We start from the raw sequence: 24,128 nt of genomic DNA, 5'->3' as shown, positions 1-24,128 counted from the left end.
AGTTCACGCCATGTCCAATCTCCAGGGAAAGACGCTGTTCATCACCGGTGCCAGCCGAGGCATCGGCAAGGCCATTGCCCTCCGCGCCGCGCGGGATGGCGCCAACATCGTCATCGCCGCGAAGACGACGGAGCCGCACCCCAAGCTGCCTGGCACCATCTACACGGCGGCGGAGGAAATCGAGAAGGCGGGGGGCAAGGCGCTGCCCTGTGTCGTCGACATCCGCGACGAGCAGCAGATTGCCGCCGCCGTGGCCAAGGCGGCGGAGACCTTCGGCGGCATCGACATCCTGGTGAACAACGCCAGCGCCATCAGCCTCACGGGCACGCTCGAGACGCCGATGAAGCGCTTCGACCTGATGCACGGCATCAACACGCGCGGCACCTTCGCGTGCTCGCAGGCGTGCATCCCGTACCTGAAGAAGTCCAGCAACCCGCACATCCTCAACAACTCGCCGCCGCTCAACATGGAGGCGCGCTGGTTCGCGCCCCACGTCGCGTACACCATGGCGAAGTTCGGCATGAGCATGTGCGTGCTGGGCATGGCGGAGGAGCTGCGCTCGGACGGCATCGCGGTGAATGCCATCTGGCCACGCACCGTCATCGCCACCGCGGCGGTGCAGAACCTGCTGGGCGGGGATGAGACCATCCGCGGCTGCCGGACGCCGGAAATCATGGCGGACGCGGCCTACGCCATCCTCACCAAGCCGAGCCGCGAGTTCACCGGCAACTTCTGCATCGACGAGGACGTCCTGCGCGGCGTGGGCGTGACGGACTTCGACAAGTACCAGGTGGTCCCCGGGGCGGAGCTGCTCCCCGACTACTTCATCTGAGTCCGCTTCACCCCAGGCCCTGTCCTCGCGCGGAGTCGCTGTTGCCCGCGCGAGGACATGCCATGCTGGCGCTCCTGGTCAGGGGCGCCACGCGCGCAGAGGGGGCTGTCTTTCATGAACATGAAGTGGTTGGGATGGGGCTCATTGGTTCTGGGCTGTCTGTCGGGCTGTGCCACGCCTTCGTCGGGGCAACGCGCCCGGTCCGACTCGGGCGGGCCCATCGAGCTGGACCTCCCGGGGCAGCGCTCCGCGGCGGCCCCGGTGGCGCCCGTGGCGAAGGCGTGCCCGGAGGACATCGCGGATGAGCCCGCGCTGGAGGACAAGGCCTATCGGGGACGCGAGGCGCGCACCTGGCACGCGAACGTGGACCTGCTGAGCTCACGGTCCGAAGAGGCCCCTCTGCCGAGGGACTTTCACAAGCAGTTCGCGCTCGCCAGCGGTCCCCTGGACCTGGTGGTCCATCGGCCGCTGACGGATGAGGGCAAGCCGAGCGACTGGGCCCTGGTCACCCTGGCCCGTCCTCACGAGGGAGGCCACTGCATCGTGAGCTCCTGGGGGGTGGGCGGCATGGAAGGGAGGGCGTCGCTCGTGGACACGTGGGCGGCGCACGATGGCAAGCACGCCATCTTCCTGATGAAGCTGGCGCCGACCGAGGCCTCCATGGCGTCCAGCACCCGCTGGGTGGTGGTGGGGACGGATGGCCGGCGCGCGTGGGCGGCCCTGGGCACGCCGCCGCAGCACCACCTGATGGTGCCGTCCGTGAAGCTCTTCCCCAACGGGAAGGACCTCTACGTGGACATCCAGCAGCGCTACGTCACGCGGCTGCGCCTGGGGGCGGATGGGCGGTTCATCGTGCCCACCCCGGGGAACTGAGCGGCGTCAGGGCGCGGTGAAGACGGAGACCTCCCGGAGGGTGCTGAGGCTGGCCTTGAAGGACGGCGGCCCTCCGTCCGGAAGGGGCTTTCCGAACCACACGCGCACCTCGCGGACCTCGGGCGCGTCCTCCAGCAGCTCCAGGCGGACATAGAGCTCCTGGGCGCCCGAGTCCGCGTTCGTCTCGTCCAGGTAGGGGCCGGAGGTCGGGTCGGGCAGCACGGGGCTCGTGCCCAGCGGCGCCCAGGCATTGCCGTCCACCGAGCCCTCCACGTAGAGCACCTGCCCGGGAGCGCCCACCACCCGGGCGCCCCGGACCACGACCTGCCGGGGCCGCACGGGCTGGGGGAGGACGACGGTGAGCTCCGTGGCCAGCGCGTTCTGGACCTGGGGCACGGGGACGGCTTCGAGGCTTCCATCCGTGAAGGCGCAGATGTCGAGCTGGCGTGTCGACACGCGGCAGGCCGCGCCGCGGCTGACGGGCACGCGTCCGTCGAAGGGCAGCCGGAAGGGCGGCGCGTCGTGGATGGCGAAGTAGTAGAGCGACGTGTGGACCCAGACGCGCGAGCCCCAGGAGTACGCCTGGACGCGGGCGTGGCCGTCCGTGAAGTCCTCGATGATTTCCGGCCCCAGCCAGGGCTCCTCCTGCTCCGCGGTGCGGATGAGCCAGGCGCGCCCCGTGGGGCCACGTGCCTCCACGAAGTAGATGGGCTCGGGGATGTCCGCCACCTGCGGCATGTCATCCCACTCCAGCAGGGCGCCGCCCCGCGCCTCGGCGGCCCGCACGTTGCTGAGCCAGGGCCGCAGGGGCGGCGCGTCCGAGTCGCGGTCGAGCTTGAAGGCGAGGAGGTCCCTGCCGCCGTCCGTGCGTGGAGGCAGCAGGAGCTGGAAGGCGTTGCCGTCCGCCCAGGGGATGGGGCGCTGTATCTCGTCCGCGCCGGTGTCGCGCGCGGTGAGGCGGTGGAGGAAGAGGCCGTCCTCGCCAGGCGTCACCTCGGCCCAGGGCTCGAAGCGCATGCGGGGCGGGGTGTTCTCCGGGGCGGGCACGGGCAGCGGGCGGGTGAGGGTGAGCGGCCCGCCTCGCCAGGGCGAGCCATCCGCCTCCTGCGCGGTGCCGGAGAGGAAGACGGGGTCGTCTGGCTCCATGGCGCAGGCCAGGAGCGACAGGCACAGGGGAATCATGGGCGTGAGGCGAGACATGGTCAGAAGGTCCCCTTCGCACCCAGGGTGGGCAGGATGACGGGCACGCCGATGTTCTTGACGCGCAGCCTGTGGGTGGCTCCCGTGGAGGCCTGCTGGAAGCCGAACTCGCGGGTGATGACCTCGCTGCGCGCGGTGACGTTGAAGACGTCCAGGTAGACGTCGAGCACGAAGTTGTCGAAGGCCCAGCTGTGGGAGGCGCGCACGTCCAGCCGGAAGAACGGTGGCAGGCGTCCCACCGCGTCGCGGCTCACGGGCCGCCACTCCGGCGTGCCGTCCTCCGCGATGCCCGGCTGCATGGTGCGATAACCGAACTGGCCGCTCTCCGGACGGCCGGTGTTGAAGTGCGCCACCGCGCCCACGGTGACGAAGGGGAAGCGGTAACTGAGCGCGGCCTTCACGGTGTGGGCCTGCTCGAAGGCATAGGGCAGGTAGCCCTCCGCCTGACCCACCTCCTCGCCGTCGGGGCCCACGCGCGCGAAGCGCTCGTAGCGCTGGCTCTGGTTGAAGCCATAGGTGAGCCAGCCGAACCAGTTGCGGCCCAGGGGGCGGCGCACCATCAGCTCCACACCGTAGGTGCGGCCGTGACTCTGGATGTCCTCGGCCTCCAGGCCCCGGCGGCGCAGGTTGCTGAGGACGTCCTCGAAGTTGAACTCCAGCGTGCGCAGCAGCGGGTTGAAGTAGGCCTCGGCGAAGACCTCCAGCTCCGGCTGGGGGCGCCACTCCACGCCCGCGGAGAGCTGCACCGCGCGCTGCAGCCCCCGGTCCAGCGCGAGCAGCTCCCCGGCGGGCACCGGCAGCAGCACGGTGGCGGGCTGGTGGTAGAGGCCCGCGCCCGTCTTGAGGGTGACGGTGTCCGTGAGTGCGTGGCGCACCGCGAGCCGGGGCTCCACCGCGAGCATCGTGGGGCCGCCGAAGCCGTGGTAGCTGTCCAGCCGAACGCCGGGCACCAGCGTCCAGCGCGCGGAGGGCTTCAGCGTGAGCTGCGCGCCCACGCCCGCGAAGGTGGCGAGGATGTCGGGGCGGTTGTACGCGTCCTGGCCCTCGACAGGGCCGACCGGGCGGAAGATGCCCACGGCCACCACGTCCGCGTTGCGGCGCTCGAGCTGGCCGAAGAGCTCCAGCCGCGCGGCGTCCGACAGCTCGCGCGTGAAGCCCGCGCGCAGCGCCACGTGGCCCTGGCGCAGGGTGTAGCTGCCGTCGTGCGTGCTGTCGTCGGAGAAGTCGATGCCCAGCTTGTCGTAGCCGAACGTCAGGCCCAGCTCGGCCTCACCGCCCGCGAAGGGGTGGCGGCCTCTCACGTCCAGCCGGTGGAAGAGCAGGCCCACGCCGCCGGAGTCCTGCTTGGGCGCGCGCGCCGTCAGGCCCACCGCGTCCGAGCTCCCCAGCGCGAGCGCCCGGAGCTGGCCCTGGCCCACGCGCTGGTCCACGCGGGCCTGGTAGTCCCAGTAGTCCGCGTACATCTTCGGGTCGCCGCCGCTGGTGATTTGCTCGCCGTTGGAGGTGGTGAAGGAGGAGGGCGCGGTGAGGGCGTTGGCCACGCGCGTGACGATGAGGCCGGTGTAGCTGACGCGCGCGGCGGCGGCGACCACGGTGCCCGTGTCCTCCATCGGGACTTCGAGGAAGACGCCGCTGTGGATGAGGTCCAGGTAGGCGCTGCCGTGGATGCCGTCCTCGCGAGGCCGGCTGATGTGCGCGTCCACCGCGCCGCCCAGCAGGCTGCCGTAGCGCGCGGAGGGAACACCAACCTGGAAGTCGAGCGTCTCGATGAGGTCCGGGGGCACCACCGCGCCGCCTACCATGAGGTGGTAGAGGAAGGGCACGCGCACGCCGTCCACGTAGAAGGCGCTGGCGGCGGGCTGCACGCCGCGCACCACGGGGTAGGAGAGGCCGGAGGCCAGCGTCGTCACGCCGGGCATCAGCATCACCACGCGGAAGGGGTCACCCATGGTGCCGGGGACCTCGCGCAGCTCCTGGTCGTGCAAGGTGATGCGGGAGACCTCGGTGCGGGGCCGGTCGCCGCGCACCACCGTCTCGTAGGGATTCACCGCGAGCGGCTCCAGGGCGTAGAGGACCTCCAGGCGCTCGTCGGCCTCCAGGGTCTCCTTCAGGTAGAGGAGCCGGTGCCCGGGTGAGCTGATGTGCAGGGTGTGCTCGCCGGGTGGGAGTGACAGCTCGAAGCGGCCCTGCGGGTCTGCCTCCGTGACGTGCTCGCCACTGCGCACGACGGCGCCGGCGAGGGGCTTGCGCGTGCCCTTCGCCCGGACGCGGCCCGTGAGGACGGCGGACCGGGCCGCGGGCTCGAAGCGGTAGGTGAAGGGCAGGCGCACCGCGACGGGGACGCCTCCGGACGTGGCGGGGTGGAAGCGCAGCCGCGTGGCGGCATGCAGCGCGGCGCGGACGAGCTCGGGTGGGGCGCCGTCCCGGGTGACGCGCGCGTCCGTGACCTCTCCTGCTTCGTCGACCGTGAGCTCCAGCTCCACGACGACGGGGCGGGTCAGCTCAAAGCCGTCGGGCAGCTTCGCGGGCGAGTTCTCCAGCAGCCTGGGCGGAACGGGTGAGGCGTTCGTGGCGGACACTTCGCCAGAGGCCGCGGCCGGGAGCGTCTCGTCCGTGAGCGGGGACGCCTGGGATGGCCCTGCTGGCGCCAACGCGAGCAAGGCCGAGGTTGCGAGGCCAATGCCTTGCATACGATGGCCGGACCATGGCCTGACCCTCCACGAGCGACGCGAAGACCTGGCGTCCACGCGCGAGGCCTGCGCCAGCACCTCTCGACTGGATGACCCACCCATCTGGCCTGCTCCCACGCACCGTGGCCGGGGGCGCGCTCCATGCGCGCCACGGGTTGCCTACATCCTGGGACATCGTGTCATACGCGCCGAGCCCCGCATCCGGGTCGTCCCGGGCAGCCAAGACGCGCGGATGTGAGGTTTTGATCAACCTCGCGGCGCTGCGTGGCCAGTGCGCGGCGACGGCCCTGTCTTCGCTGGAGCTGGCGGAGACGCTGGTCCAGACGCGCGAGGCGGGGCGCCTCCATGCCGATGCACTGGAGGTGTTCCGCGACGTGGCCTGGCATGGTTGACGCCTGCCTGCCTGCCCATACCGGCACACGCCGGCCCCCATTCGCCCTCCGGGGCAGGTGCGATAGGTAGGGGAGCCACATGGACATGCGGCACCTTCGAATCCTCCTGCTGTCGGCCCTGGGGCTCTTCGCCTCGGCCTGTCCGAGCCCCACCCGCGCCCCCGTCACCCGGCCCGAGGACGCGCTCGTCGGGCTGTCCCGCAAGGTGGAGCCCCGGGACGACGGCGACGTCGCGTCCCTGCGGACCGCCATCGCGGAGAGCCTCGTCTGGCTGCGGAGCCGTCCGTCCGACCAGCGCTTCATCTACGGGGAGCGGCAGGTCACCATCGCCGAGCTGAGGACCGCCCTGGAGCGCCTGCACGCGCGGCTCCGGGACGACCTCACCCCGGAGGCGCTGTGGGCCCTGGTCCTGGAGGACTTCGAGCCCCTGGAGGCCGCGGGCGGCGAGGACGGCCAGGTGCTCTTCACCGGCTACTACGAGCCCACCATCGAGGCGAGCCTGACGCGGACGGCCGAGTACACCATCCCCATCCACGGGCGACCCTCCGACTTGATTGAAATCCCCCTGGAGCCCTTCGCGGAGCGCTTCAAGTCGGAGCGCGTCTTCGGCCGGCTCGACGGGCGGAAGGTGGTGCCGTACTGGTCGCGCGGGGACATTCGCGGAGGCCGGCTCGCCGGGCGGAAGCTGGAGCTGGCGTGGGCGAAGGACCCGGTGGCGCTCTTCTTCCTCGAGGTGCAGGGCAGCGGCTCGCTGCTGCTCCCGGATGGGAGTCGGCGCCGCATCGGCTACGCCGCGTCGAACGGGCGGCCGTACCGCAGCATCGGCTCGCTGCTCATCCAGGAGGGCGCCATCCCCAAGGAGGAGATGTCCATGCAGGCGCTGCGCGCGTGGCTGGCGGCCAACCCCCAGCAGTGCACCCGGGTGCTCGACCACAACGAGTCCTACGTGTTCTTCCGCTTCCTCAACACCGCGTCGGTGGGCTCGCTGGGGCGTCCGGTGACGCCCGGGCGCTCCATCGCGACGGACGCGCGGCTGTTCCCCAAGGGCGCGCTGGCCTTCATCCACACCGAGCGCCCCGTGCGCATGGCGGATGGCTCGGTGCAGTGGAAGCCGCTGTCGCGCTTCGTGCTGAACCAGGACACGGGCGGTGCCATCCGCGGCGCGGGCCGGGTGGACGTCTTCTGGGGCGCGGGCCCGCAGGCGGAGCTGGCCGCGGGGATGATGAAGCAGAAGGGCCGCTTGCTCTTCCTCGTCCCCCGGCCTGGACGCGCCGCGCCATTGGTGGCGCCGCCGCCCCTCACGTCGCCGATGTAGCGGCCTTCAGGGTGAGGTGCACCGGGGTGGCGTTGGCGAGGTTGTCGCTCACCGGGCAGCGCGCCTCCACCTCGCGCTTGAGCCGCGCGAGCTGATCCGCGTTCGCCGTCGTCTGGACGAGGAGGGTGACCTCCAGGGACTGGTAGCCCGCGCGCGCGCCGCCGCCCTTGCCGGCGAACGTGGACGGGTCCAGCGAGCCCCGGACGGTGATGTCGGTGCCCGTCACGGGGATGCCCAGCTCGCGGGCGATGAAGAAGGTCATGTAGTTCAGGCAGCCCGCGTGCGCGGCGAGGATGAAGTCGAGCGGGCTGGGCGCGCCATTCCTGCCGCCCAGCTCCACGGGCTCATCCATGAATATCTTGAAGGGGCCCGCGTCGGTGGTGCTGCGCGCCATGCTCTCTCCGACGGTACGGACCTCTCCGGTATACAATGGGCTTTCCATCGCGGGGTTCTCCTTGTGAGAGGGAATACGCCCGCCCAGATGAATCCTGGCTGTGTCCGCGCGCGGCACGCAGTGGCCGGGGCCCGGCGCGGAAGCAGGGAAGGGAGCAGGGGCTTTCCGGCCGCCTGCGAGAGACACGGGTGGCACGCCTGCGCCCAACCCGGCAGTATGGCCCCGTCTCCCTTGTCACGGGTGGCCTGTGCACACCCTGCCCGGCGTGGATGCCGGTGTGGCGCCGTGGGGAGCGGACACGAGGCACCTGGGATGAGCAGCGACGTGGCGGAAACGAAAGACGGAGTGGTTCTTCTCGACTATGCGCAGCTCGCGGCGGGCGCGGACCTGAGCGCCGCCATCGAGCGCGCGTATGGACATGACGGCATTGGCCTGCTCGTCGTCCAGGGTGTCCCCGGGCTGGCCGAGCTGCGCGACAACCTGCTGCCCCTGGGCTTCCGCTTCGCGGCGCTGCCCACCGAGGTCAAGGACCGCTACGTCCACGCGCGCAGCAGCTACTCGTTCGGCTGGAGCCACGGGAAGGAGCTGCTGCGTCCCGGCCAGTTCGATGAGTTCAAGGGCTCGTACTACAACAATCCCCAGTACGACGTGCCGCACACGGACGCGGCGCTCATCGAGAAGCACCCGGAGAACTATCACCCCAACGTGTGGCCGGACGCGGACTTCCCCGAGCTGCGGCCCGCCTTCATGGCGCTGGGGCAGCGGATGGTGGACGTGGGCGTGCTGGTCGCCGAGCAGTGCGACAAGTACGTGCAGTCCAGGCTGGGCAACCGCCTGTCGCCGGACGCGGCGCTGGCGAAGACGATTCGCGAGTCGCGCGCGTGCAAGGCGCGGCTGCTCTACTACTTCGCCATCAACGAGGACGCGACGCCGCGCACGCGCGACTCGTGGTGTGGCTGGCACAGCGACCACGGCTCGCTCACGGCGCTCTGCCCGGCCATGTACTTCGAGGCCGAGCCCGGCGCGGCGGAGCCCGCGCGCAAGGACATCCCCGTGCCGGACCCGGAGGCGGGCCTCTACGTCCGCACGCGGACGGGCGAGGAGCGCAAGGTCGTCATCCCCAAGGACAGCCTGGCGTTCCAGATTGGCGAGAGCTCGCAGATTGTCACCGGCGGCCTGCTGCGCTCCACGCCGCACGCGGTGCAGGCGCTGGCGTACCCGGCCAGCCGGAACATCTCGCGCTCCACCTTCGCGGTGTTCATGCAGCCGGACAATGACATGCACCTGCGTCCGCCGGAGGGCGTGGACCCCGCCGAGCTGAAGGTGGGCGCCTTCCAGCCCGGAATGACTTTCGGCGATTTCGCCAAGGCGACGTTCGCGAAGTTTTACAATCCCTATGCGTAGAGTTTTCCTGTTTTGCTCGTATGGTGGGGATTCAACCTGGATGATGAGAGGAGACACCCGATGCGCGCTCTAGGACTGGTAATCGCTCTGGCAATGGTCGGCGCTCCGGTAGCAGCGGAGGCGGCCTCGCTGCGCTGTGGCCGGGCGCTGGTCTCGGATGGGGCGCTCAAGTCGGAGGTGCTCGCGAAGTGCGGAGAGCCGGAGGCGAAGGACTTCCGCACGGTGACGGACTCGGCGGGCTCGTGGACGCCGGAGCCGAACGGGGGCGCCACGACGGAGCGGCGGTCCGTCACCCGGGAATATGAGGACTGGACGTACAACTTCGGGCCGCGCCGCTTGATTCAGGTGGTGACGTTCGAGAACGGCCGCCTCATCGACGTGAAGAGCGCGGGCTACGGCAACTGAGCTGGAGGCCGGGTCGTGACGGGTGCTCCCGCAGGATGCCCCGCGGTATGGGGTGACACCGTCGGGGTACGCTGTCCGGACTCGGAGTGATAGCCTCCCGGTTCCACTTCTGGAACTGGGGGCCTCTCCATGCTGCACGGGTTTCGCTGGGGCATCGGCCTGAGTGCCATGGCGACGGTGCTCGGGGGCCTGGGCATGTGGCGCGCGGAGCGGATGGCGCAGCCCGAGCTCGCCGAGGTGCCCTTCCCGAAGTTCGCGCAGCTCCCCACGTTGCCGCCACTGCCGTTGCCGCCGCCGACCCTGGATGGCCTGGCGAAGCAGATTCGCGTGCGCGTCGTCTCCGCGACGAGCGGCGAGCCGCTGGCTGGCGCGATGGTCGCGCTCCTGCGGGGGCCGGTCGACCTCGCGCAACCCCTGGAGGCGGCGCTCACGAACAGGGAGGGCGTGGCCCTGTTCACGGAGACCCAGGCGGGCCTGTTCACCATCTGCGCCCGTGGGGCGGGCCACGAAGAGGACTGTGAAGCCGAAGTCGGGGTCGTCGCTGGCGGGGAGCTCTCCGTGGATTTGCGGCTGCCGCCGGGGGCGGTCATCGAGGGGCAGGTGGTCCAGCAGGATGGGCTTCCCGCCGCCGGGGTCCGGCTGATGGCGATGGGGACCACCGTGAATGGCCGTCTCACGGTGATGCCGACCCAGGCCGTGACGGACGCGGAGGGGCGGTATCGGCTGGATGGCGTGACGCCCGGCTACGTCCGGGTGACGCCCTTCACCTCCGAAGGCCAGGGAAGCGTCCGAGCGCCGGACGCAGAGGTCCAGGCTGGCGAGGTGGCGCGGCTCGACATCCGGCTCGCGGGATTCGCGCCAGTGACGGTTCACGTGGACCCTGTCACGAACGGGTTGGGCGACGTCGACGTGAGGTCCGTCTCCCTGTCGGGTCCGCTGCGCCGACAGCCGGATGGTTCCTGGACGGGGATGTCCGAGGCGGGGGCGCAGGACGCCGGTGCGTCTGGATACATCAGCTGGCTCTGGGCGCACGGGGAAACGAAGGTGACGCTGACGCCAGGTGTTGCCGCGACCGTCCGGGTGCGATTCGCGGCTCCCAAGGGCCTCATCGCCAGGAGGCCGCCGCCCAAGGAGGAAGACGACACGTCCGGTCGCTTCGAGCTCGCGGGGCGCGTCTTCCTGCGAGATGGGACGCCCGTGAAGGGCGTGCGCGTCTCGACCGAAGTGCCCATGTTCATCGGGCCTTGTGGCAACGAGCCTCGCTTCCATTCGCACCATCGCTTCGATGGCGCGGAGTTCGTCATCCGGCCCATGGCGGGGGTGCGCGAGGTCTATGCCTGGCTCGATGATGGCCGTGCCGGCAAGCTCACCGCCGTCGGGCGCGAGGGTGAGCGCGTGTCCGCCGATATCTGGTTGGAGGAGACGGGCGCCGTCGTCGGGCAGTTGGAGGTCGGCGACGACTACTACACCGACAACCGAGAGGTCATCATCGTCGATGACATGTGGTACGGCGTCTGGCACCGCACCCGGCAGGATGGGAGCTTCATCGTCGCGGGGCTGTCACCCGGGAAGCACGTTCTCCAGACGCCGGCGGGTATCGTCAACTTCAACATCAACGCGCGTGAGCGAACGGACCTGGGGCTCTTGAAGGCGCAGCCGCCCGCGGAGCTCTCCTCCGCGGAGCCATGACGTGACTCCTGTCAGGCGCGATGCGCGAGGCGAACGCCCATCGCGCAATCCACGCATGGTGCTCGAGGACCCGCGGAGGGACGTCACACCAGGGATGCCTCCCCCGGTGTGGACGCCAGGGTCCGGCTGCGGCGCGCCAGATGCCCCCCGCGCAGTGATTGTCGTGGCTACCGCCCGGCCTTCTTCAGCTCCTCGTCGATGATGCGGCGGAAGTGGTCGATGGGCCTGGCGCCCACCACCGGCCGGCCGTTGATGAAGAACGTCGGCGTGCCCGTGGCGCCCACGCGCGTGGCTTCGGCCGCGTCCGCGGCCACGTGGGCGTCATGCTTGTGCGAATCCAGCGCCGCCTTGAACTTCGCCACGTCCAGGCCCACCTGCTCCGCGTAGTCCTCCAGGGAGGCGCGGTCCAGCTTGCGCTGGTTGGCGAAGAGCACGTCGTGGAACTCCCAGAACTTGCCCTGCTCGTGCGCCGCCATGGACGCGGCCGCCGCCGTCTGCGCGTTGGGGTGCTGGGCCAGCGGCTGGTGCTTGAAGGCCACGCGGAGCTTGCCCGCGTACTCCTCCTCCAGCGCCTTCAGCGTCGGCACGGCCCGGGCGCAGAAGGGGCACTCGAAGTCGGAGAAGGCCACCACCGTCACCGGCGCATCCGCTGCGCCACGTGAGGGCGCGTTGCCCACCTCCACCTTCTGTGTCGGCAGCTCCCGCTGCTGCGCCTTCGCGGACGCGCCTTCTTCCCGGCCGCCTTCGATGATGCGCGCATACACCTCGGAGGGCTGCACGCCCGTCTTCAGCAGGGCCTCCGCCTTCGCCAGCTCCTCGTCCACCACGCCGGTGAAGACCTCCAGCGGCTGCGCGCCGCTGATGAAGCGGCCGTTCACGAAGAAGGCCGGCGTCCCGGTGGCGCCCAGCTTCATCGCCAGCGCTTCGTCCTGGCGGATCTGCTCCGCCAGACGCGGATCGTTGCGGTCGCTGTTCCAGCGCACCATGTCCAGCCCCACGCTCTGGGCATGGCGCTCCAGGTCCTCCTCGCCCAGGGCCTTCGCGTTGGCGAAGAGCACGTCATGCATCTCCCAGAACTTGCCCTGCGCTCCGGCCGCCATCGCGGCCAGCGCCGCGGGCCGGGCCCGTGGGTGCATGGCGAGCGGGTGGTGCTTCATCACCACGCGCAGCCGGTTCCCATAGCGCTGCTGGAGCTGCTTCACCGTGTTATGGCCGCGCGCGCAGAACGGACACTCGTAGTCGGAGAACTCCACCAGCGTGACGAGCGCGTCCTCGGGCCCCGCGACCGGAGAGCCCTGCACCGGCACCTTGTAGACGGTGGGAGAGATGGGCGGGCGCGGCCGTGCACCGGTGGGCGCCGCCTTCGCTGCGACGTTCGCGGCCTGGGGCGTGTCCGTGGCCGACTCCTCCGCCCCCGACGTGCAACCGCCCACGAACCCCAACGCGAGCCCCATCGCCAGGCTTACCCAGACAGACTTCTTGGACATGGTGTTTCTCCTCGAAACGAGACACCGGTGGCGTGGCGGTCGGCCGCGCTCCACACCGGGCCAGGGCTGCGTGGGCCCGGCGCCCGAGAAGTGACGCGAGGCCGCCCGGAGTTTCAGCGCCACCGCGAAGAAATTCCGCGAGGCCCTGGACTGGCCCCGTGCGCCGCGGGCTTCACGTCGGACCGCTTTCTCGCAAGCAGGCATGGGCCTGGCGGGCTGGCCGGTGTTCCGGCGTATCCCGACCGGGCCGATGGTTGTCCGACACCCGGCAAGCCCCACCTTTGATGCGGAAAGGAGGCCAGGGCCTCATGCTGCGCAAGGCGAGCGGGTGGATGTTGGGCATCGTGGGACTGTCGCTGCTGCTCTGTGGTGGCACGGCGGCGGCGCAGGACACACGGCAGGTTCCCGCCCAGGCGGGGCAGGCGTCGGGACAGGCCCTGTCCGAGACAGAGGCCGCCAACCTCCAGCGCGAGGTGGACCAGCTTCGCGCCGACCTGTCACAGCTCCGGCAGGAGGTGACGCAGCTTCGCGCGCAGCAGCAGAGCGCTGGCGGAGCGACGGTCGGAGGCGGCGCACAGCAGGGCGTTGCCGCGCAGCAGCCGCAAGGCACGGGCGGGGGCGGCACACAGCAGGGCGTCGCCGCGCAGCAGCCGCAAGGCTCCGGCGCGACGACTGGCGCAGCGCAGGACACCGCCGCGCAGCAGCCGCAAGGCTCCGGCGCGACAACCGGCGCACCGCAGGACTCCGCCGCGCAGCAGGAGGGCACCGGCGGGGCGGGCGTGCCCCCGGGCGCGCGGGTGGTGCGTCCCCGACAGGACGTCGCCGCGCAGCAGGGCACGGGCGGCACGGGGCAGGGCGGCGTCGTCAGCGACGTGCCGCCCGCGGGCTCGGATGTGCCCTCGCCACCGGGCACGGCCGTGGTGGACGCCGTCTACACGGGCGTGGTGCGCTCGGTGGGAGAAGACCAGGTGGCCATCGCTTTTGGAGAAGGGCCACCGCTGACGCTGCGTGTGGACCCTCGGACGCGGGTGCTGCGGGATGGGAAGAACATCGCGCTGCGCAAGCTGGAGCCGGGCGAGCAGGTCCGCGCGGTGGTGGACCTGCTGGACAATGAGCGCACGACGGAGATTTCGGTGCTCCCGTCCGCCGCTCCCGGGAAGTGAGGTGCCGAGCCCAGCCACGCCCGTCAGTCGCACGCCCGATGCTCGTCCCCGAGGGGGAGGTTCCCATCATGTCTGCTTACGACCGTTACCGTGCTCTCCTGAACAAGCTGCGGCTCGTCCGCGCTCGGCACCCCGAAGGTGATTCATCCGAGGAGGACGGCCTGCTCGACGACCTGGATGAAGTCTGGATGGAGATGAGCGAGGGCGAGCGCGCCGCCATCGCCACCGAACGGGCCCGCGTGCTGGGCCTGCCTGAAGCGCCACCCGCGGATGCCGCGGCGCCGCCTTGACGCCCCCCTCGCCGCGCTACTTGCGCACCGGCGGCAAGGACGACGTCGGACGCGCCGACCCGGACTCCGGTTTCATCCGCCGGGGAGCGGGGCCCCGCTCCCGGGCTCGCAGCACCGCGCACGAGTAGTCCACCACGGACGCGAGCGACAGCACCCCGATGAGCGCGACCAGGGGCACCACCGCTGGAGCAAACAGCAGCACGCAGAGCAGCGTCACGAGCTGCAACGTCGTGACGGCCTTGCCGAGCATCCGGGCCTTCAGCTCGACGGGCCGCAGTTTCGGCACCAGGCGGGCGACGAAGAAGCCCACGGTGGTGCCGATGTCCCGGACCACCAGCAGCAGCACCGCGATTCCGCTGATGAGCCCGTCGAGGTAGCAGACGATGATGGCCGTCACCATGAAGGCGCGGTCCGCCACCGGGTCGATGAGCGCGCCCAGGCGGGTGGCCAGCCCCTTGTGCCGGGCAATCCACCCATCCAGGAAGTCGGTGAAGGCGGCCAGCACGACGAGCGCAGCCCGGACCCACGCGTCGGGGATGACGATGAAGGCAACCGCCAGGGGCAGCCGGGTGAGCGACAAGGTGTTGAGCAGCGCAAGGCTCGCCTGACGGCGCATGCGTCTCAAGGTAGTGCTCGCTCCCTGACGCGCACCTCTCGTGAATCGCGAGCGTTCAGCGGTAGACCCGCCCCCTGGGGCGTCAGAAAGGAATCGGGGGAGCGGGAACCCGCGGGCCGTGAGAAACCTCCAACCGTGTCGTACCACCCCGTGGCCTCCGGAGACTGTCGCCTCGTGTTCGATTGCCTGCTTCGCTCGTTCTCTGTGTCCTGGCCCGTTGCGCGCCGCGCCCGTTCGGGGAAGGGGGCGGCGTGCTGGATGCTCCTCCTGGGGATGTGCCTGCCGCCGGTGTCGGGGTGGGCCTCGGAGGAGGTCTCGCCCCGGCCTCCCACGAAGGAGGAGCGGGCCCTTTATGCCTGGCTGTCACCCCAGGCCCAGGTGCGCCCGCTGGCGTCCGCGCTGCCGCCACCCGAGGGGTACGAGCGCATCCAGGTGGCGAAGGACTCCTTCGGCGCCTGGCTGCGGGGACTTCCGCTGCGGCCCGAGGGCACGCCCGTGCGAAGCCACCAGGGCGCGACGATTCTGGCGGTGGGGGACCCTCGGCTGGCGGCGGTGGCGGAGCTGGACGTGGGCACGGCCAACCTCCAGCAATGCGCGGACTCCGTCATCCGCCTTCATGCGGAGTGGCTCTGGGCCGGCAAGCAGCCGGACCGCATCGCCTACCGCTTCACCAGTGGACACCTGGCCGCCTGGCCCCGGTACGCGGCGGGGGACCGTGCGCGGGTGTCGGGCTCGAAGGTGACGTGGGTGCGCAGCGCGGCGCCGGATGACTCTCGCCGCAGCTTCCGTGCGTGGCTGGACCTGGTCTTCACCTACGCGGGCACGCACTCGTTGGCGTCGCTGAAGGGGCGGCCCTCGCGAGAGGACGTGCGGCCCGGGGACTTCTTCGTGCTCGGCGGCAGTCCCGGCCACGTGGTGCTGGTGCTGGACGTGGCGGCCAACGCGGCGGGGAAGAAGGTGGCGCTGTTGGGGCAGGGCTTCATGCCCGCGCAGGACTTCCACGTGCTGGCGGCGGAGGGAGACACCGCGCCCTGGTTCTCCCTGGAGGGCGAGGACGTCGCGACGCCCTTCTGGAAGCCCTTCCCGTGGTCCTCGTTGCGGCGCTTCTGACCGCGGCCGGGTCGCGCCTGCCGTCCCGGGTGGAGCCCCCCGGCCACACCTGGGACGGCTGTCTGAGGCGCCCGGCTCAGGCGGCCCGGCGCGCTGGCCTCACGAGTGGAGCGCCTGGCCCAGCCGGGACTGCTGCGACGCGGCGGCCACGGCGGCGGAGGCCTCCGGCTCACGCGTGAGGTACTGGAACAGGCTCTGCTCCTTGCCCAGGTACGTCTCGAAGCGGTTCACCCCGTCCTCCAGCAGGCCCGTCCTGGCGAGCTCCGCGTGCATCGCGGGCAGGTTGTAGAAGGGCACGGAGGGGAAGGCGTGGTGGGTGAGGTGCAGGTTCACGTTGAGCGGGGCGATGAAGAAGTTCTCCAGCGCGGTGCCCAGCACGTCGCGCGTCTCGCGCGTCTCGTCGCCGGACGTCGTCTCCTCGATGGGGTGCTCTCCCAGGGCGCGCATCCGGAAGAAGGCCATCATCACCGTGGCCGTCGGCATCACCCACAGCAGCAGCCAGTGCAGCCACGCGCCCGTCGTCACCAGCACCGTGACGAGCGTGGCCACGTACAGCCAGTAGCGCAGGTGCTCGCCCGCGGTGATGCGCGGCTGGGCCCCGGCCACCAGGCGGCCCCAGTACGTCCAGGGCAGCACCACCTTCAGGTGGTTGGGCGCGTAGAGGCCCAGCGCGTCCGCCAGGAAGACGGCCGTCGCGCGCAGCGGCGTGCGCGGGAAGTGCCAGGACGCGTCCACCAGCTGTCCGGCCAGGTACGGGTCCTGCGGCGTGTTCACGTAGCGGTGGTGCAGCATGTGCTCGTGCCGGTAGCCCGCCGTCGTCATGTTCAGCGGGAAGGCGCAGAGCAGGTCGGCCACCACGTCCGACACCTTGCGGTTGGACAGGAAGTGGTAGTGCGCCGACTCGTGCATCAGCGCCAGCAGGGCGTGTTGCCGCGTGGCGATGACGACGGCCGCCAGCGGCCAGGCCCACCAGCGGTCCACCCAGAAGACGAAGGCAAATGCCGCCGCGATGACGGCCCACTGGACGACCAGCGCCCACAGCGCCCGCAGGTTGCTCACCTGGGACATCTCCCGGGTGACGGCCGCCAGCGCCTTGCGATCAATCCGGTGCGCGAACTGGATGTCTGCCTCGTCGACGACCACTTGAGCGTACATGTCGGGGGGCTCCTTCTGCTTTACTCGGAAGCAGGGTGTTCCAGGACTGTTTCTCGTGAATTTGGCCAGTGAGGCAAGAAAATTATTTCTAGAATGCACGCGTTCCAGAGTGAGCGGGCCTTGTCGAGTCAATGGATACCCACTGGGAGTCATGTTTGTCCCGCCTGTTCACCTGGAGTGAGGTGGGTTTCGACCCTTCTTGTAGGAAATCGTCCGCTCGAGGCGTGCGGGTGGCGTGCGCCGGACATGCGAAGGGCCTGGAGACCGGTGCCGGTCGCCAGGCCCTCGTTCATCGCGGGTGCCGGGAGGGGGCGCCTCAGGTGGGCGTCCACTCCACCTTCAGGTGCTTCATCTGGCGCAGGACGAGGTTCTGCGTGGTCCCGAAGTCCTGGCCGGCGACGAGCCTGGGCGTCGGGAGGCGGTCCAGGAGGAGGTTGGTGGCAATCTGGAACTGGAGCCGGGCCAGGGGGGCGCCCAGGCAGAAGTGCGTGCCGCGGCCGTAGGTGAGGTGCTGCGGCACCTTCTCCCGGTCGAGGTCGAGCTTGTTCGCGTGCGGGCAGAGGGACGCGTCCCGGCTCCCGGAGGCGTAGAGGAGCAGCAGGCGCGAGCCCGAGGGAATCTTCACCCCGCCCACCTCCACGTCCTCGGTGGCGGTGCGAATCATGGCGTGGGAGACGGAGTCATAGCGGCTGGACTCCTCGAGGAACTTGGGCACCAGCTCGCGGTGGTCGCGCAGCCGCTCCCAGAGCCCGTGCTGGAGCGCCAGCTTCCACGAATTGGCCAGCAGCGCGGTGGTGGACTCGTGGCCGGCGGCCAGCATGGAGCCGCCAATGGCCATGATGAGCTCGTGCAGGGACAGCGCCTCGCCGTTGTCCTCCACCGCCAGCATGTGGCTGGCCCAGTCGTCTCGCGGGTTGCGGCGCCGGTCCTCGATGAGGCGGATGCAATACTGCTGGAACTCGAGGAAGCCCTTCGCCATGTCCACCTGCTTCTCGGGGGGGACGTACTCGAAGAGGATGCGCTGCCAGTCGGTGCTCCAGCCCTTGATCTTCCAGAAGTCCTCCTGGGGCACGCCCACGGCGCCGAGGATGACGTGGACCGGCAGGGGCCAGGCCAGCTGCGTCACCAGGTCCGCGTGGCCGTCCTTCTCGAAGCGCTCCACCAGCTCGACGGCCATCCGCTGGATGAGCGGGGACAGGCTGGCGACGCGCTGGGGCGTAAAGCACTGGTTCATCAGCCGCCGCAGGCGGGTGTGCTCGGGCCCGTCCATGCCCAGCAGCACGTGCGCGGTGGGGTAGCCCTGGGCGAGGATGGCCCGGGCCTCCTCGGTGAGGTGCGCGTGCGTGCCACTCACCAGCATGTCCCGGTTGGAGAAGCGCGTCGGGTCCCTCAGCACCTGGGTGATGTCCTCGTAGCGGCTGATCAGCCACATGTTCAGCATGGGGCTGAAGGTGATGGGCTCGTCCTTGCGGAGCTGGTCGAAGAAGGGGTGCGGGTTCTCCACGTGGGGGCCCGCGAACGGGTTGTACTGAGCGCCCAGATGGGGGCAGCGGCCGCTCGCGGCGTGGACTGAGGCTCCGGTCTCTTCCTGCTTCTGCACGGGCACAGGCATGGCGTGACTCATCAGGCGAGCGCGGCCCCCCGGCACGCGGTTCGCCTGCAGCGGGTGATGGGCAATGGAGGGGCGCACCCCTCCGAGGCATGGGTCAGGATTGACGGGAGCTGGCGAGGAACAACCGGGCAGGAAGAGGCTCCCGAAAGCCGCCTATACAACGAATTCAGGCTTCAGTGCCAGTTCTAGCGAAATTTTTTAGCTTCACTGGTTTTCAATCTGAACGTTTGATTCCAGTAAAGCCAGTATATTCCATTCGCAGTGCGAGGTCTTTCACCTCGCGTGCGCTTCCCGGGCAGCCGCCGGCCATGCCTGGAGCGGGAGCGCCCATCATGGCGCGTGGCACCGCAGGGGCCTGGTGGGGGGAAGGGGCAGTCACGGTGGGCCTCGAGGCCCACCCCGGGACGCCGTCAGCGGGGCTCAGCCCAGCTTCTTGTTCTTCTGGCGGTGCTGGGCCACCCAGGCGCGGGCCTCGTCGAGGTCCTTCACGAAGGTGGTCTCGAAGCGCGACTTGCCGGTGAAGAGCATGCCCAGCGCGATGACCTTGCCGAAGGTCTGCTGCACCACGTCCGCGCCGACGTAGATGCTGCCCTTGAACCAGTCGGCCTTGGCGTTCTCCGACAGGTAGCGCCGGGGCTCCGCGCCGAGCTGGGACTGGCCGATGTCCGCGATGAGGTAGTACGGCCCGTACCGCTGGGCAATCTCCCCGTACGCCTCGACCGAGCGCTTGATTTCATCCAGGTCGATGGGACCGACGAAGGTCGCCAGGACGATGTCCGGCGCCTCGTAGCGAATCGTGTGCGCGCCGATTTTCCATTCCAGTTGCTGCATGTCACTCCCTCCAGAATCCCCTGTGAGCATAGCGCCCATGAGGGAATAGTACGAGATACATGCCTGTCGAATTGGGCGGGGAATTCTTGACCCGGTCAGCTCGCCTTGCTCTTGGCGCGGGCCCGGTGCTGGGCAATCCAGGCGCGGGCTTCGTCCTGCGTCTTGACGAACACCGTCTCGAAGGTCGACTTGCCGGTGAAGAGCAGCGCCAGGGCGATGGCCTTGACGAAGGTCTGCATGACGATGTCCGCGCCGACGTAGAGGATGGCGTGGTACCAGTCGGAGCGGGCCTTCTCGGACATGTACCTGCGGCCCGCCGCCTCCAGGGAGGAGCGGCCGATGTCCGCGATGAGGTAGTACTGGCCCTTCTGCCGGGCCGTCTCCTCATAGAGGCTGACCGTCTGTTTCACCTCGTCCAGGTTGATGAGTCCGCTGAAGACAGCGACCAGCGTGTCCGGCTCCTCGAAGTGTGCCCGGTGAGCGCCGCACTTCCACTCCTGAGGCTGCTGTTTCATCTCTCCCCCTCCCGAGTTGTTCCTGCCTGCGAGAGAATACCGCTCATGCCGCGCCCAAGCGAATCGTGGCTCTCCCTCGGTTGTCACGGGCTCACGGCGCGTGATTGGCTTTGGTGCCTCGATGTGAATGTCTGAAAGTTTGTTTTCATTCATGAGTGCCAGACTTTCGGGGTGTTGACGTGCGGACCTCCGCGGATTCCCAGGCTTGACGTGGGGGGGCGTGGCTGGAGTCATGCCGGACGCATGGGACGCCCTGGCTCCATCCTGTTCGTGCTGGGCCTCGCCGTGCTGGTGGGCCTGGGGGGCTGCCGGCGCCAGGAGGCGACGGGCGAGGCCGCGGGCCGCACGCGGCTCGTGTTCAAGTATCAGCCGCTGTGGGGCCCGCCGGAGCCGTTCCGCGAGCTGCTGGCGCGCTTCGAGCGGGAGAACCCCGGCGTGGAGCTCGTCACGGAGGCGCTGCCCAACGCCTCGGACCTGGCGCACCAGTTCTTCCTCACGTCGCTGGAGGGCGGCGCGCGGGACTTCGACGTGCTGGTGGCGGACGTCGTCTGGGTGCCCGAGTTCGCCCGCGCCGGCTGGATTGCGGACCTGTCCGAGGACTTCCCGCCCGAGCGCCTGCGCGAGGACTTCTTCCCCGGCCCCGTGGAGGCCGTGGTGGTGGAGGGCCGCACGTACGCGGTGCCGTGGTACCTGGACGTGGGCGTGCTGTACTACCGGAAGGACCTGGTGCCGCGCGCGCCGCGCACGTACGCGGAGCTGGAGCGCTTCGCGCGCGAGGCCATGGCGAAGACGCCGGGGCTCCAGGGCTACGTGTGGCAGGGCCGGCAGTACGAGGGCCTCTCCTGCAACGTGTACGAGGCGCTGTGGGGGCACGGCGGCCGGGCGCTGTCCGAGGACGGGCGGGTGCTGCTGGATGACGCGCCCGCGCGCGAGGCGCTCGCGTACCTGCGCGGGCTGGTGGAGCGGGGTGTGTCGCCGGCGACGGTGACGGGCTTCTCCGAGGAGGAGTCGCGGCGCGTGTTCCAGGAGGGGCGCGCGGTGTTCATGCGCAACTGGCCCTACGCGTGGAGCGAGGCGCAGAAGCCCGGCTCGCCCATTCGCGGCAAGGTGGGCATCGCGCCGCTGCCGACGGTGAGCGGCGAGCCGGGCTCCGGCGCGCTGGGGGGATGGCAGCTCGCGGTGAACGCGCACGTGTCCCCGGCGCGGCGGAAGCTGGCGGCGCGGCTGATTGCGCACCTCACGTCGCCGGAGGCGAACCGGGTGCTCGCGCTGAGCTACGCGCGCAACCCGCCGCGGCCCGCCGTGTACGAGGACCCGCGTCTGCGCGAGGAAGCGCCGTTCATCGCGAGCCTGCTGCCCATGGTGGAGCGCGCGAAGCCCCGCCCGGTGACGCCGTACTACAACCTGATTTCGGACGTGCTCCAGAGCGAGTTCTCCGCCGCCGTGGCCGGGCTGCGCACGCCCGAGGACGCGCTGAAGCGCGCGCAGCGGCAGGTGGACCATCTGACGGGGGAGGGGCCGTGAGCCGGCGCGGCTCGATGGAGCAGGAGCGCCGGCAGGCGTACCTGCTGGTGGCGCCGGCGGTGCTGGTGCTGGCGGGCGTGGCGCTGTACCCCATCCTCGCCGCGGTGTGGCTGAGCTTGCACCGCTTCATCCTCGTCTTCGGCGAGCGGCGCTTCACGGGGCTGGAGAACTACGCCTACCTGCTGGGCGACGCGCGCTTCTGGGCGGCGCTGGGGAACACGGCGTACTTCACCGCGGTGGCGGTGACGGTGGAGCTCCTGCTCGCGGTGCCGCTGGCGCTGCTGCTGCAGAGGGCGTTTCCCGGCCGGGGGCTGCTGCGGGCCTCGGTGCTGGTGCCCTGGGCGATTCCCACCGTGGTGAGCGCGCGGCTGTGGGCGTGGATGTTCAACCCGGAGTACGGCGTCATCAACCGGCTGCTGCCGGGGCAGGACATCAACTGGCTGGGCGCGCCGGGGTACGCGCTGCACGCGGCCATCCTGGTGGACGTGTGGAAGACGACGCCCTTCGTGGCGCTGCTGGTGCTCGCGGGGCTGCAGGGCATCCCCGAGGACCTGTACAAGGCGGCGCACGTGGACGGCGCGTCCCCGTGGCGGGCCTTCGTGTCGATTACATTGCCGCTGCTCAAGCCGGCGCTGCTGCTGGCGTTGCTGTTCCGCTCGCTGGATGCGTTCCGGGTGTTCGACGCCATCTACGTGCTGACGGAGGGTGGGCCGGCGAACACGACGGAGACGCTGAGCATCTACGCGTACAAGACGCTGATGCGCTCGGGGGACTTCGGGTACGGGAGCACGCTCTCGGTGGCGACCTTCCTGTGCGTGGTGGTGCTGGCGGCGGTGTGGCTGCGCCTGCTGGGCCGAGAGGAGGCGGCGCGATGAAGCACCGGCCCGGTCTGGGCACCGCGCTGGCGGTGGTGGCGTTCCTGACCTTCTTCCTGGGGCCCTTCTGCTGGCAGGCGCTGACGAGCCTCTGGCCGGATGGCGAGCTGACGCGGCCCTGGCCCTCGCACCTGACGCTGGAGAACTACGCGAGCGTGCTGTGGGGCCGGCCCTTCCTGCGCGTGGTGCTGAACTCGCTGGTGGTGGCGGCGTTGACGACGGGCTTCTGCCTCACCGTGGGCGCCGCGGCGGCCTTCGCCCTGGCGAAGCTGGAGTTCCGCGGCAAGGGCCTGCTGCTGAGCGCGGCGCTGGCGGTGAGCATGTTCCCGCCCATCGCCACGGTGAGCCCGCTGTACCTGATTCTGCGCGCGGTGGGCCTGCGCGACAGCCTGGTGGGGCTGGCGTTGCCGTATGCGACGTTCGCCCTGCCCCTGACGCTGTGGGTGCTGACGTCATTCTTCCGGCAACTGCCCGACGAGCTCTACCGCGCCGCGCGCGTGGACGGCTGCACGCCGTTCCAGGCCTTCCGGCGGGTGCTGCTGCCCCTGGCCGCGCCGGGGCTGGCGACCACTGCGATTCTCGTCTTCATCTTCGCGTGGAACGAGTTCCTCTATGCGTTGACGTTCCTCTCCACGCCGGAGAAGCGCACGGTGCCGGTGGCCATCAGCCTGTTCGCCAGCGAGTACCGCGAGCCCTGGGGTGAGATTGCCGCGGCCTCCGTCGTGGCCACGCTGCCCCTGGTGGCGCTCACGGTGCTGTTCCAGCGGCGGATTGTCTCCGGGCTCACCGCGGGGGCGGTGAAGGAGTAGCGAGCGGAGTCAGTGCCCCTGTGGGGTGAGGACGGCGCGCAGCTCGGTGGCCGCTGCGTCTGGGGCGGTCACGACCTTGGTGACGAGGTCCTTCAGGGACGCGGCGCCGAGCTGGGCGAGACGCTCCTCGGCATCGGGCGGTTGGGGAAGCCCGCGAGCATTGGCGAAGATCAGCAGGAGCTGGACTCGCTCGCTGACCTGCACACGAACTCGGACCAGCTCGCGTTGCTCTTCCCAGAACGGTGAATCAATCATGATGTCCCTCAGGTGCTGACTGAGCCTGGCCTGCCCGAAGCGGCGGGAAGCCAGCGTGCCGAGTACCACGAGCAAGTCTAGGCGTTCCTCCGACGAAAGGCTCGGTGCCTGGTCGATGCCGGGTTCGGCCCAGGCGATCCGCTCGGGACCCGCGCGTGATTCCAGGACAGAGAGGGGAAGCAGGGCGGGGGCCGCCCGCAAGGCGGGCTGGAGGAAGTCCACCTCCCAGAGGCGGACCACCTGAAAATCGAAGTGGAGGACGCGGATGCCAGGACACTCGAAGCCGTAGGGAGGCGGCATGCCCTCGGCTTCGGGGACGAGGTAGACCGCGACCGGGAGCACGGCGAGCTTCTCCCGGCGGTGGATGCGAACCGTGTAGTCCAGCAACCGCACTGCGAAGTGCGGGTCCGCCTGGGCCTGGATTTCGACGTCCACGGCGAAGCGCATGCCATGAGCTTCCACGACCAGCACCGTGTCAGCGCGCCGCTCGGACTGAGGAAGGCTGGAGTCCGCCATCCGGATGAAGGCTGGTGTCTGCCCACCGAAGAGGAGCAGCAGGAGTTGCTCGGGATGTCCCTGCACCAGCCTGCGCAGGATGAGGTCGAAGACGGAGTTCATGAAGTGTGAAGACCCTACAGGTAGGGTCTGACATGTCCGTTCTTCCGGGGGCGCCGAGTCAGAATGGACTGCCT

The 24,128-nt window shown here is 70.1% G+C and carries 23 protein-coding genes; 13 read left to right on the top strand and 10 right to left on the bottom strand.

Annotated features, from left to right (window positions below; translation table 11 throughout):
* The first annotated feature begins 10 nt into the window (after nt 1–10).
* Both VZL07_RS13465 and VZL07_RS13460 read left to right on the top strand, forming a co-directional pair.
* Nucleotides 11–832 (top strand): SDR family oxidoreductase, encoded by an 822-nt coding sequence (locus VZL07_RS13465; protein WP_426755920.1) that lies wholly within the window; start codon nt 11–13, stop codon nt 830–832.
* A gap of 114 nt (nt 833–946) precedes the next feature.
* Nucleotides 947–1,705, top strand: coding sequence for a hypothetical protein (locus VZL07_RS13460; protein ID WP_426755919.1), 759 nt, complete (start codon nt 947–949; stop codon nt 1,703–1,705).
* A 6-nt stretch (nt 1,706–1,711) separates the two neighbouring features.
* On the opposite strand, the gene VZL07_RS13455 is transcribed toward VZL07_RS13460, so the two are convergent.
* Entirely contained in the window at nt 1,712–2,905 is a 1,194-nt protein-coding gene (locus VZL07_RS13455; protein WP_426755918.1) for a hypothetical protein, read from the bottom strand.
* Nucleotides 2,906–2,907: 2 nt separating this feature from the next.
* Complete coding sequence (locus tag VZL07_RS13450) at nt 2,908–5,484, bottom strand: TonB-dependent receptor domain-containing protein (protein ID WP_426755917.1); 2,577 nt, start codon at nt 5,482–5,484, stop codon at nt 2,908–2,910.
* 353 nt (nt 5,485–5,837) lie between these two features.
* On the opposite strand from VZL07_RS13450, the gene VZL07_RS13445 reads away from it, so the two are divergent.
* Together VZL07_RS13445 and mltA are read left to right on the top strand one after the other, a co-directional pair.
* On the top strand, nt 5,838–5,987 hold the full coding sequence (locus VZL07_RS13445) for a hypothetical protein (protein ID WP_426755916.1): 150 nt from the start codon (nt 5,838–5,840) through the stop codon (nt 5,985–5,987).
* 79 nt (nt 5,988–6,066) lie between these two features.
* On the top strand, nt 6,067–7,302 hold the full coding sequence (mltA, locus tag VZL07_RS13440; protein ID WP_426755915.1) for a murein transglycosylase A: 1,236 nt from the start codon (nt 6,067–6,069) through the stop codon (nt 7,300–7,302).
* Here mltA and VZL07_RS13435 read toward each other — a convergent pair.
* Entirely contained in the window at nt 7,286–7,744 is a 459-nt protein-coding gene (locus VZL07_RS13435; protein ID WP_426755914.1) for an OsmC family protein, read from the bottom strand. The two genes, mltA and VZL07_RS13435, sit on opposite strands and share 17 nt — an antisense overlap.
* A 276-nt stretch (nt 7,745–8,020) precedes the next feature.
* Between VZL07_RS13435 and VZL07_RS13430 the strand changes: the two genes are divergently transcribed.
* The 3 genes from VZL07_RS13430 (at nt 8,021) to VZL07_RS13420 (ending at nt 11,194) form a co-directional block, all read left to right on the top strand.
* On the top strand, nt 8,021–9,100 hold the full coding sequence (locus VZL07_RS13430; RefSeq protein ID WP_426755913.1) for a 2-oxoglutarate and iron-dependent oxygenase domain-containing protein: 1,080 nt from the start codon (nt 8,021–8,023) through the stop codon (nt 9,098–9,100).
* 93 nt (nt 9,101–9,193) lie between these two features.
* Nucleotides 9,194–9,505, top strand: a complete 312-nt coding sequence (locus tag VZL07_RS13425; RefSeq protein ID WP_426755912.1) for a DUF2845 domain-containing protein — start codon at nt 9,194–9,196, stop codon at nt 9,503–9,505.
* A 129-nt stretch (nt 9,506–9,634) separates the two neighbouring features.
* Complete coding sequence (locus tag VZL07_RS13420) at nt 9,635–11,194, top strand: carboxypeptidase regulatory-like domain-containing protein (protein WP_426755911.1); 1,560 nt, start codon at nt 9,635–9,637, stop codon at nt 11,192–11,194.
* 167 nt (nt 11,195–11,361) lie between these two features.
* On the opposite strand, the gene VZL07_RS13415 is transcribed toward VZL07_RS13420, so the two are convergent.
* The gene (locus VZL07_RS13415) at nt 11,362–12,681 is read right to left on the bottom strand and encodes a DsbA family protein (protein ID WP_426755910.1); all 1,320 of its coding nucleotides are present in this window, start codon (nt 12,679–12,681) and stop codon (nt 11,362–11,364) included.
* A gap of 308 nt (nt 12,682–12,989) precedes the next feature.
* Here VZL07_RS13415 and VZL07_RS13410 point away from each other — a divergent pair, with 308 nt between their 5' ends.
* Entirely contained in the window at nt 12,990–13,844 is an 855-nt protein-coding gene (locus VZL07_RS13410; protein WP_426755909.1) for a bZIP transcription factor, read from the top strand.
* A gap of 68 nt (nt 13,845–13,912) precedes the next feature.
* The gene (locus tag VZL07_RS13405; RefSeq protein WP_426755908.1) at nt 13,913–14,134 is read left to right on the top strand and encodes a hypothetical protein; all 222 of its coding nucleotides are present in this window, start codon (nt 13,913–13,915) and stop codon (nt 14,132–14,134) included.
* 16 nt (nt 14,135–14,150) lie between these two features.
* On the opposite strand, the gene VZL07_RS13400 is transcribed toward VZL07_RS13405, so the two are convergent.
* Nucleotides 14,151–14,750: a CDP-alcohol phosphatidyltransferase family protein gene (locus VZL07_RS13400; protein WP_426755907.1), complete on the bottom strand. Its 600-nt coding sequence runs from the start codon at nt 14,748–14,750 to the stop codon at nt 14,151–14,153.
* A gap of 258 nt (nt 14,751–15,008) precedes the next feature.
* Here VZL07_RS13400 and VZL07_RS13395 point away from each other — a divergent pair, with 258 nt between their 5' ends.
* Complete coding sequence (locus VZL07_RS13395; RefSeq protein ID WP_426755906.1) at nt 15,009–15,860, top strand: DUF4846 domain-containing protein; 852 nt, start codon at nt 15,009–15,011, stop codon at nt 15,858–15,860.
* Nucleotides 15,861–15,959: 99 nt separating this feature from the next.
* Here the strand turns inward: VZL07_RS13395 and VZL07_RS13390 are convergent, their stop codons facing one another.
* The 4 genes from VZL07_RS13390 to VZL07_RS13375 form a co-directional block, all read right to left on the bottom strand.
* Nucleotides 15,960–17,015 (bottom strand): fatty acid desaturase family protein, encoded by a 1,056-nt coding sequence (locus VZL07_RS13390; RefSeq protein ID WP_426755905.1) that lies wholly within the window; start codon nt 17,013–17,015, stop codon nt 15,960–15,962.
* Nucleotides 17,016–17,331: 316 nt separating this feature from the next.
* Nucleotides 17,332–18,627, bottom strand: coding sequence for a cytochrome P450 (locus VZL07_RS13385; protein ID WP_426755904.1), 1,296 nt, complete (start codon nt 18,625–18,627; stop codon nt 17,332–17,334).
* Between the two features lie 420 nt (nt 18,628–19,047).
* Complete coding sequence (locus tag VZL07_RS13380) at nt 19,048–19,458, bottom strand: STAS/SEC14 domain-containing protein (protein ID WP_426755903.1); 411 nt, start codon at nt 19,456–19,458, stop codon at nt 19,048–19,050.
* 95 nt (nt 19,459–19,553) lie between these two features.
* A complete protein-coding gene (locus tag VZL07_RS13375; RefSeq protein ID WP_426755902.1) occupies nt 19,554–19,973 on the bottom strand; it encodes an STAS/SEC14 domain-containing protein in 420 nt (139 codons plus the stop codon).
* 243 nt (nt 19,974–20,216) lie between these two features.
* Between VZL07_RS13375 and VZL07_RS13370 the strand changes: the two genes are divergently transcribed.
* The 3 genes from VZL07_RS13370 to VZL07_RS13360 are packed head-to-tail and all read left to right on the top strand — an operon-like array spanning nt 20,217 to nt 23,181.
* Nucleotides 20,217–21,497 (top strand): ABC transporter substrate-binding protein, encoded by a 1,281-nt coding sequence (locus tag VZL07_RS13370; protein ID WP_426755901.1) that lies wholly within the window; start codon nt 20,217–20,219, stop codon nt 21,495–21,497.
* Nucleotides 21,494–22,372: a carbohydrate ABC transporter permease gene (locus VZL07_RS13365; RefSeq protein WP_426755900.1), complete on the top strand. Its 879-nt coding sequence runs from the start codon at nt 21,494–21,496 to the stop codon at nt 22,370–22,372. Before VZL07_RS13370 ends, VZL07_RS13365 begins: the two co-directional genes overlap by 4 nt.
* Nucleotides 22,369–23,181 carry a carbohydrate ABC transporter permease gene (locus VZL07_RS13360; RefSeq protein WP_426755899.1) on the top strand — a complete coding sequence of 271 codons (813 nt, stop codon included), beginning with the start codon at nt 22,369–22,371 and terminating at the stop codon, nt 23,179–23,181. The genes VZL07_RS13365 and VZL07_RS13360 overlap by 4 nt, the downstream gene beginning before the upstream one ends.
* Before the next feature lie 9 nt (nt 23,182–23,190).
* Here the strand turns inward: VZL07_RS13360 and VZL07_RS13355 are convergent, their stop codons facing one another.
* Nucleotides 23,191–24,054 (bottom strand): hypothetical protein, encoded by an 864-nt coding sequence (locus VZL07_RS13355; protein ID WP_426755898.1) that lies wholly within the window; start codon nt 24,052–24,054, stop codon nt 23,191–23,193.
* Nucleotides 24,055–24,128 lie beyond the last annotated feature (74 nt).

The organism is Pseudomyxococcus flavus (assembly GCF_050038885.1).
Taxonomy (GTDB): Bacteria; Myxococcota; Myxococcia; order Myxococcales; family Myxococcaceae; genus Myxococcus; species Myxococcus flavus.
This window is presented reverse-complemented; position numbering and strand designations above follow the sequence as displayed.